Genomic DNA, 8,655 nt, shown 5'->3' with positions numbered 1-8,655 from the left:
TGGCGAAACAGGTGGTCACGATGGCGAAACAGGTGGTCACGATGGCGAAACAGGTGGTCACGATGCCGCGAAACAGGTGGTCACGATGCCGCGAAACGGGTGGTCACGATCGCGCGAAATTCGCACTGCGACCGCCTCGAGGACTTCGAAGGCCTCCTCGATCTCGTGCTCGCACAGCCGCTCCTGGAGCCACCTGCGTCCCGGGTCCTTTCGGCGCGCGTCGTCCGAACGTCAACGGGTGGGTACGGCGTGGATCTCGTGTTCAAGGACCTCGACGACCAGGTGCTCGACACGATCCATCGCGAATACCCGGCCGCGACGTGTTGCCACGAGGTGCTCTACAAGGCGGCGCTCGCAGCGGCGCTCTGGATGGAGAAGCGCGAGACGCCCCCGGAGGAGCCCCCGGCGCCTGCAAAAGGGCCCGACCCCTGCCCCGCGCCGAAGCCGCCTCCGCCCGCAGCTCCGTCGCCATCGACGCCCACCGAGCCCCCTTTGCCTCCCCTGCCCGTCGAGCGTCGATGGTTCCTCGGGGCCGGAGGGCTGTTCGCGGTCGGCATCACCCCCGAGGTCGTCGGCGGCGCGCACATGGGCGGCGGGTATCGCTTCGCAGAGCGGTGGACGATCGAGGCGAATGCGCGCGCGACGTTTCCGCTGCTCACGCGGCCCCTCGGAACGACGCTCGTGCATGTGTACACGGCCTCGACGACACTCGGCCCCTGCTATCTGCGCGGATCGTTTGGCGTGTGCGGACTGGTCATGGCCGGAGCCATGTGGGCCGAGACCGTGAACCGGACGTACCCGGACCCGGACCGCCTTCATTTCTTCGGCGTCGCTATCCGCGGGCTCCTCGAACATCCGGTCGGCGATCGACTGAAGATCCGAATGGACGCGGAGCTCGGTGGGAACCTGTTTCGGTCGAGGTTCAAAGCCGAAGAGAAGCCGACGCGATGGCGTACCGAGCCGGTGACGGCGAACTTCGGCGCGTCGCTCCTCTACTGGTTCTGATTTCGTTCAGATCATGGGTTCACGGCAGCAGAACGTCGTCGCGCCCGCGAGGAGGACGTCGCCGACGGGCGTGCTGCCGTGTGGTTCGCAGGTGCCAGGCTGATAGTCGAGCACCTCGGCGGCGATACCAGCGAGCGCGACGCCGGACATGAGAGGGTGGCAATCCCCCCCCATCTCGGGCGAGATGTCAACCTCCAATCGCTGAACGGTACACGCCACGTCGCTGTACACGTGGACCTTGACGGAGCACATCGCGCCCGTCGGCGGATCACACGAGCAAGCCTCGCACTGCCGCTGATCATCGACCTGTCCGTAGAAGAGGTGCTTGTCCGGCCAACCTTCAGGGCAGGTTTCATCGCCCTCGTGCATCAAGCACGTGGCGAACGGCGCGCCCGAGAGCGGCAGACAAACCTCGTCCTCTCCTTCACATGCCGGCCAAGGCGCGCGGGCGCAGGCGCGGGCGAACGGCGCGCCAAACCCTCCGGGCACATAGTAGGCCGGTCCGGGCGGAGGATCACTGCCATGCGGCGTACAGGGCGGCTCCTCGATGGTAGGCGCGGAGATGTGGATCCCTCCGACGCACGGCACGCCGCCACACTGGAGACCTACCGGGATGAAGTTCGTCGCGGTACAACCTCCTTCCCAACTCGCAGGCGGGTCGAATGAAGTATTGACACCGCCGCCCGCACATGAGTCGGAGGTCACGGTCCAGGTCGTGGGCACGTGGCATCCTCCTCCTACGGGTGCATCACACGTGCACGTCGGGCACACGGGCCCCCACGCCGGCGCGGGCCTTCCCTCGAAGGCGATCTCGGGCGCGTCTTCCGGACAAAAGGGCACGTCGATCTCTGCACCCGTGGCGAGCAACACGGGCGGCCAGTCGGGAACAGGGACCACGCACGTCCCATCCGTGCAGGAGGATTGCGAGCCATCGCCCGCCTCGGTGCCGCCATCGACACACTCGGGGAGCGGCGGGGGAGCACCGTCCGGGCAGTCCTCCGGCCAGGGGCACGGGCAACACTTCGGGGGCGTGCCGGGCGCGCAGTCGGAGCCGGGGGAACCATCACTATACCAGCAACCAGCCCCCAGGAACGATGCGGCAGTTGCCGACGTTACGAGCCATGCAGCGAAGAAGAGGCGGATACGCACGCAGGGATGCTACCTGGCGACTTGTGACGCGTCAAGGCCGGAGACAAACCTCGGAGAGTCCGACACCAGGCCTCTGCGGCTACGGCCGTGTGACCGGACAATCGGATTTGATGGAAGGGTTTGTCGGTGGACGTAAGGCGTGGTAGGGGTGAGTCGATGACCTCCGTCGGGAAGGACCCGCCTGTGCCTCGACAAGAAAAACGCGATGCTCAAGAGTTTCGTGTCCGAGTAGGTGCCCGCGTCCGTGAGCTGCGCTTGCATCGGGGGATCACGCAGGCGCAGCTCGCCGAGGCGAGCGGCTTGTCCAGGGGGTACCTGTCGAGCATCGAGCGTGCCCGCGTCAACGCGACGATGATACCCGTGTACCGCATTGCGGCAGCGCTCGATGTCGTGCCCATGGTCCTGTTTACGGGTGCCAATGACGACGCGTTGTCGCGCGAGTTCGACAAGTTGAGATATCTTCCGGCACGCGAGGCCACACAAGTGCTGGAGGATTGGGCGAGAAGAATTCAGCGTTCCTTCACTCTTGGGAAATGACTCATGAGTCTCGCCCCCGTCGACCTTGACCGCGAACGGCAAGCACGTTGCAAAGCGCTCGTGGTTGGACTACACGAGCGTGACCATGAGCACTCGTCCAACCCTTCCGAGCGACAAGGTTTCCCCCGAGGTCCACGACATCATCGCCTCTTTCCACCGAGGCATTGTCGACGAGGTCGCAGCCGCTGTCACGCGTGATCCCGTCGTCGTCGTCGGCATGGCGCAAAATCCGGTCGTGAAAAACGCCCGCAAATTGCTCGACCAGGCAGGCGTCAAGTATACGTATCTCGAGTACGGAAGCTACTTTTCCCGTTGGAAGGAACGCCTCGCCATCAAGCTCTGGGCAGGGTTTCCAACCTTCCCGATGGTGTTCATCGATGGCATCCTCGTCGGCGGACACAGCGAACTCAAAAAAATCGAGGCGGCCGGCAAGCTCAAGAAATAGGCACGGCTTGCCACGATCTCACCCCCGGTGAGACGCGTCCCGCGGGGAGCGGGGAAGTCTGCGCGCAATCGGTCCGCGCCTCCCCGCTTCCTGGGCCGCCTTCCGAGCCCCGCACCTTCATGGAAGGAGCGGGCGTTGTGGAGTGAGGGCCGCAAGGTAAGCAGGGGTCAGATGCTCTCATCGGCGGAATCTTCCTCCGTCGACGCCCGCGTGGAGGGCCAGGTCGCGGTGGGGGGAATGCGTGGACGCGGTTGTAGAGGTCCAGGAGGACAGGGGGAATCGCGCGGACGCGGTTGGCAAGGGTGAGGACGCGGTTGTCGAGGGCGAGAGCACCCGATGGGGATCGCTCGGACACCGTTGCCAAGGGCGAAGACGCGGTTGCCGAGGGTGTCGACGCGGTTGCCGAGGGTGTCGACGCGGTTGCCGAGGGTGTCGACGCGGTTGCCGAGGGTGTCGACGCGGTTGCCGAGGGTGTCGACGCGATAGGGATCCGCGCGGACGCGGTTGCCGAGGGTGTGGACGCGATGGGGATCCGCGCCGACGCGGTTGCCGAGGGTGTGGACGCGATGGGGATCCGCGCCGACGCGGCGGGGAGGAGGCTCGGGCTCGGTTGCCGAGGGCTCGGGCATGGAGCGGGGAGGGCGGGGACGCTCGAGGAACCCCCTTGCCATGGTGTCATCCATGTCCGTCTCGGTTCCTTCCTCGATTCCTACGGGCCCATCAAATCATACATCGATGCATAGGTGCACTCTGGGTGCACCAGGATCAGTCCGAATGGCTGCGCCAAGCTGCTGCTCGCGTCCTTGAATGCGAGCCACAACTCGTCGTTCCAGCGCGTAGACTCGAAGTGTGTGGCCGCAAATCCCCCCTGCGGGGCCTTGGAGAACGTTGACGAGCGCCCGTCGCGTCGAGTTGCCGGACCCGTCCACGGTGTGCTCGTTGATGGCCATGCTGTCGTTTCCCGCCACCCACCAGCCACCGCCGGAGCGCGGCTGGATCGTGAGCCAATCCACGCCGGTATGCGTTCCCGGAAGTGCGGGAGCTGGAACGGGTTCGCCCGGAAACCCAATGGCATCGGCAGCGGGGTCGAGAGAGGCGCCTACGCCTTGCACGAAAGTCGTCACGGGAGATAAGTCCACCCCGAGGACCACGCCACCCCCGCGCCGCCCGCATCGGCCACGATCGCGGGTCGTGTCGTGCCCCCGGCCCACCCGCCTTCCACGCCTGTAGACGCTTGTCCGGGTGAAGCGGAGCGCCGAGGACGACGTCGGGCGGCTGCGTCGGTACGTGTATCCCGTGATCTGGGAGGTGCGGATCGACAAGGTGACGCTCGACGACGCGGAAGCCGTGATGCGGGGGATTCCGCCGGAGCGGTCGGCGGCGACGCGGAGGCACGTGGCGCAGCTCCTCCATCGGCTTTGCGCGATGGCGGTGTTTCCGCTGCGGGTGATTGCGGCGAGCCCGCTGCGGAAGGGGTTCTTGCCGAAGGTGGGGTCCGGGAAGGCGAAGGGGTGGATCTATCCGGACGAGGAGGCGCGGTTGATCGGGTCGCCCGAGGTGCCGCTCGCGTGGCGGGTGTTTTATGGGTTTCTCCATCGAGAGGGGCTGCGGCTGCGCGAGGCGGCGAGGCTCACGTGGAGCGATTTCGATCTCGAGCGCGGGGCCATGGTGCTCGACGAGAACAAGACGGACAATCCGCGGGCGTGGGCGCTAACGCCCGGGGTGCCGGAGGCGCGGCGGGCCTGGCGGGAGTTGCGGGTGCGGGAGGGCGCGGATGTCGGGGAGGAGGCGGTGGTGTTCGTGGACGAGGAGGAGAAGCCGATCGGGAAGCGAAGGGCGGCGGAGCGGTATCGGGAGCACTTGCGGGCGGCGGGGATCACGCGGGCGGTGCCGTTCGAGAGGAGTCGGGTGAGGATGCCGATTCGGCTGCATGATACGCGGGCGGCGTTCATCACGGTGGCGCTCGCGTGCGGGAAGAGTGAGGCGTGGGTGCAGGATCGGACGGAGCATCGGTCAAGTGTGATGATCAATCGGTATCGGAGGGTGGCGCGGACGGTGGGGGAGCTTGGGGTAGGGGGGTTGGTGAGGATGGGGGGTGGGCATGTCGATGGAACAGGCCCTTCGGCCGGCTTACCTTGATAAGGTTTGTTCTTGACGTGTCAGCTGCATTGGAGCAAGTTTGCCCACATTGTGAGCGAGACCGACACGGCAGTCTCAAGGGACGCAACGCTACGTGCGGCATCGCACCTACTCAAACTGGCACGTCCGCCTTCCTTGCCAGGGCTGTTTCCAAAGGTGCCCGCCAGAGTGGTTCAGGGATTGGACCTGATGCATGCGCATACTCGGCGTGTGAGCAGGCGTTTGCAAGCGCACACCAACGAGTATCGCCCCGTCGCAGCTCTCGTGGACGACAAGAGCAGTAAGCACCTCATCGTAGGCGTCCCAGGCTCAGGAAAAACGCATGTCCTTTGGCAATTGGCTCAGCAACTGATATCCAACGACCGGCACATTCCATTTATTATTCCCATTGCCGACGCATCTTCTTCCGCGGCAATTCATGAATATGTACTTCGAGACATCGAAAGAGCCGCCTCGCTTATTTTTGTGTCAGATGAAGACGCCTCTATGCCCGCCGCTGCACAAGGAACTGCTCTCATGCCCTACACGTCCAAGCCGATATTTGACATTGCCATCCTGTGCGCCACACACGATGAGCTCGAGAAGGTCAAAACCGTCCAGAAGGGCCACTGGAAGCCCCTCCCAGCAACTGAGGACGATCCCAACAGCTACGAGGAGACCGAGTACACGACCCGGAAAGGTAGATGTCTGCGCGTCGTTGCAGCAGCGCAAACTCAGATGGGGATGCCTGCTTCCGCGGTGCTCGCGGCGAAAATGATTTTGCGCTTCACACCCAAACTTGTGGCGATGGTGGGTATCGCCGGTGGTGCCAAGAGCGACAAGCAGAAGTACGGAGATGTTCTGGTGCCCAACCGGACCTTCGACTACAACGCCGGGAAGCTTACGATACGCGACAACAAACTCCATTTTGAGCCCGACTACGATCCAATTCGCATCTCCGAGCGGCTGCGGAGTCGGCTTGATTACTGGAGCAAAGAACGCCCAGGGCTTGACGAGATTAGCATACAATGGCCAGTGGGTAGGCAGCAAACCCGCATCGACATTCACGTCGGCCCACTTGGTTCTGGGGCAGCAGTAATTGATGCAAAACTGCCAATGTTCGAAGTCCTTGAGCATTGGCGCAAGCTAATCGGCATCGAGATGGAGGCGTATGGTGTTCATTTAGCCTGCCAGAGCGCCCGTCAACCGCCGCCCGAATTCTTGTGCATGAAGTCGATCTCTGATTTTGCAACAAGCAAAACTGACGAATGGCGGGATTATGCGGCATACACCGCTGCGCAGGTCTGTTACCGGTTCTTGACGGAGGAATGGGAGAACCTGTTTCCGGACCCTCGCTAAGCCCGGCGTCATCGATAAGTCTGGCGCCGGGCAGCGTACCAATGCCAGCTTTTTTCCAGGCCGGTTCAGACCGGCTGGGCTCGGTTGCGCATCGTGAGAAGAAGCCCGCCGATCGCGCGCGGACCAAGCCTCAACCGACGCGAGTCCGTGCTGAGAAGGAGAAATTCGCGCCTTCGATCACGGAGTGGATGGTCAAGCTCAAAAGGAACGTTGAACATCTTACCAACGATCAGGTTAAAGCACTTCATCAGATACGATTCAGAAGTAGGGCGCTAATTACAGGATGCGCAGGATCTGGGAAGACGTTGCTTGCGGCTGAGAAGGCAATCCGCTTAGACGCCGCAGGCATGCGGACGCTTCTTCTCTGCCACAATCCGAATCTCGCCCAACACTTGGCGTCCCTCGTCGCAAATTCGTCGGTCGACGTTTATGACATCACTACGTTTGTGAACAAATTAGCCGAGGTTGCGACACCAGAGCGCCTCGATTGGACAGCATTTGACGAACCACTTGACCAAGACGTCAACCATGCATTTGACGCTGTTAACAAGACTACGGCGTCCTACGAAGCGATTATCGTAGATGAGGGCCAAGATTTCAGGGAATCGTGGTGGGCGCTCATCGATGCGTTCCTCGAATACTCAAGAACCAAGACCCTGTACGTGTTTTACGATGACAACCAGGCACTGCTGCCACATCGCGCGCCATACCCGATGGGCAGTGAGCCGATATCCATGTCGAAGAACTGTCGGAACGGAGGAAACATATTCGAGATTGTGCGTCGCTTCCATAGGGATGCCCCCCTTACGTCGAGCGTCCTGACGGCGGACGGCATCGCCAAGGTGACACCTTTTGACGAGCGCGATCTCGACACCCGTTTAACAGAAGCGCTTCTCGACGCACACAAGTACGCGAAGCAAGACCGAATTCGGGTGCTCACAAACGAGTCATCTGCGGAGGCAAGCAAGATAAACGGATTTGAGTTCGTCAAGCATAGCGAACGCCGGTGGCAGATCGTCGTGACAAATGAGCTGCGGAAGCTGTGCACCAAGGCGCTAAGACGCGTGGATCACCTAAGGTCTGGGAACAGTCATTCCGAGATTGCCAACAGGTACGGTATCCCGCTAGATCAAGCGCCTGCTGAATACCTCGTGGTCCCGCAATTGTCGCATGAGGCAACCCCGACAAGCGAGGACGTTCGTGCCGTTCGTCAGCTCGCAACGAGAATGCGGCCATTTTTTGAAGGCACAGCCAAAGCAGAGGCTCAGTTTTTCACCCGCAACGAAGGCATCTACCTTGGTGCAAGGACACATACGGGGAAAGAAACAACTGTTAACGATGCGACGAAGGCCCGCTTCTATTCCTCAGCAACCTGGGCATCGTCTTTGCGCGCTGAACGGCCTACGAAGGTTTTGGCGAATCATGCATCTTGGGTAGCTGACCAGGTCATTCCCCTTTACTCCGTAGACGCGTTCAAAGGACTTGAGTGCGATGCTTTGGTCTTCTTTGTAAACTCGATTAATCGCAATCTTCCGCGCGAGATGTACGTGGGCTCATCGAGGGCTGTTTGCTACCTGCACGTCGTCATCAGTCGTTCGGTTCTGTCGAGACTAAAGTCACTAGCCGATCTCGATCCTCGTTTTCTGTCTGACTCAGAAGGTTGACTTTACTTGTCAGCTTGACGCCGGATTGCTGGTGTGAAGTAGCCCTTCATGCCCCGCCCCCGCACCGGCAACACCTACCTACGCGGCCGCACCTGGCACGCCCGCGTGACGCTGGCCCCTGGTATCCGCCCCCCCTCTCCCTCCCCACCTGCACCACCGAGGCCACCGCCGAAGAACGCGCCCGCCTCCTCAACACCCTCGCCGAACGCCTCCGCTCCGCCGGCCGCCCTGACCTCGCGCCCGAGCTCATCCGTAACACCTCGCCCACCCCCGTCTGGACGCCGCCCCGCCCCCGTGGCAGGCGCCGCGAGCACGCGCATCCGGGCCTGCCACCGCGCGCCAACGGGCTTCGACAGCAAGCACCGCGCAGACGCCTGC

8 protein-coding genes are annotated in these 8,655 nt (G+C 62.6%); 7 read left to right on the top strand and 1 reads right to left on the bottom strand.

The genetic code is table 11. The features are described 5' to 3' along the window. Positions 1-99 precede the first annotated feature (99 nt). On the top strand, positions 100-1,005 hold the full coding sequence (locus QHF89_RS49420) for a hypothetical protein (protein ID WP_284722001.1): 906 nt from the start codon (positions 100-102) through the stop codon (positions 1,003-1,005). Between the two features lie 6 nt (positions 1,006-1,011). On the opposite strand, the gene QHF89_RS49415 is transcribed toward QHF89_RS49420, so the two are convergent. After that, on the bottom strand, positions 1,012-1,728 hold the full coding sequence (locus QHF89_RS49415; protein ID WP_136973360.1) for a hypothetical protein: 717 nt from the start codon (positions 1,726-1,728) through the stop codon (positions 1,012-1,014). Between the two features lie 582 nt (positions 1,729-2,310). Here QHF89_RS49415 and QHF89_RS49410 point away from each other — a divergent pair. The 6 genes from QHF89_RS49410 to QHF89_RS49385 all read left to right on the top strand — a co-directional run bounded on the left by QHF89_RS49410 (position 2,311) and on the right by QHF89_RS49385 (position 8,277). Next, complete coding sequence (locus QHF89_RS49410) at positions 2,311-2,691, top strand: helix-turn-helix domain-containing protein (protein WP_136973359.1); 381 nt, start codon at positions 2,311-2,313, stop codon at positions 2,689-2,691. An 85-nt stretch (positions 2,692-2,776) separates the two neighbouring features. Then, positions 2,777-3,136: a glutaredoxin domain-containing protein gene (locus QHF89_RS49405; RefSeq protein WP_136927584.1), complete on the top strand. Its 360-nt coding sequence runs from the start codon at positions 2,777-2,779 to the stop codon at positions 3,134-3,136. A gap of 314 nt (positions 3,137-3,450) precedes the next feature. Next, positions 3,451-3,879, top strand: a complete 429-nt coding sequence (locus QHF89_RS49400) for a hypothetical protein (RefSeq protein ID WP_136973358.1) — start codon at positions 3,451-3,453, stop codon at positions 3,877-3,879. Between the two features lie 499 nt (positions 3,880-4,378). Then, on the top strand, positions 4,379-5,275 hold the full coding sequence (locus tag QHF89_RS49395; RefSeq protein ID WP_136973357.1) for a tyrosine-type recombinase/integrase: 897 nt from the start codon (positions 4,379-4,381) through the stop codon (positions 5,273-5,275). A gap of 210 nt (positions 5,276-5,485) precedes the next feature. Next, positions 5,486-6,613 carry a 5'-methylthioadenosine/S-adenosylhomocysteine nucleosidase family protein gene (locus QHF89_RS49390; RefSeq protein WP_284722000.1) on the top strand — a complete coding sequence of 376 codons (1,128 nt, stop codon included), beginning with the start codon at positions 5,486-5,488 and terminating at the stop codon, positions 6,611-6,613. Then, positions 6,583-8,277, top strand: coding sequence for an AAA family ATPase (locus QHF89_RS49385; protein ID WP_284721999.1), 1,695 nt, complete (start codon positions 6,583-6,585; stop codon positions 8,275-8,277). Before QHF89_RS49390 ends, QHF89_RS49385 begins: the two co-directional genes overlap by 31 nt. The last annotated feature ends 378 nt before the right edge of the window (positions 8,278-8,655 follow it).

Source organism: Polyangium sorediatum (assembly GCF_029946465.1).
Lineage (GTDB): Bacteria > Myxococcota_A > Polyangia > Polyangiales > Polyangiaceae > Polyangium > Polyangium fumosum.
This window is presented reverse-complemented; position numbering and strand designations above follow the sequence as displayed.

Coding starts and splice junctions, on each gene's coding strand:
- QHF89_RS49405 (WP_136927584.1), top strand. CDS start 2,777: ATGAGCACTCGTCCAACCCTTCCGAGCGACAAGGTTTCCCCCGAGGTC.
- QHF89_RS49410 (WP_136973359.1), top strand. CDS start 2,311: ATGACCTCCGTCGGGAAGGACCCGCCTGTGCCTCGACAAGAAAAACGC.
- QHF89_RS49385 (WP_284721999.1), top strand. CDS start 6,583: ATGGGAGAACCTGTTTCCGGACCCTCGCTAAGCCCGGCGTCATCGATA.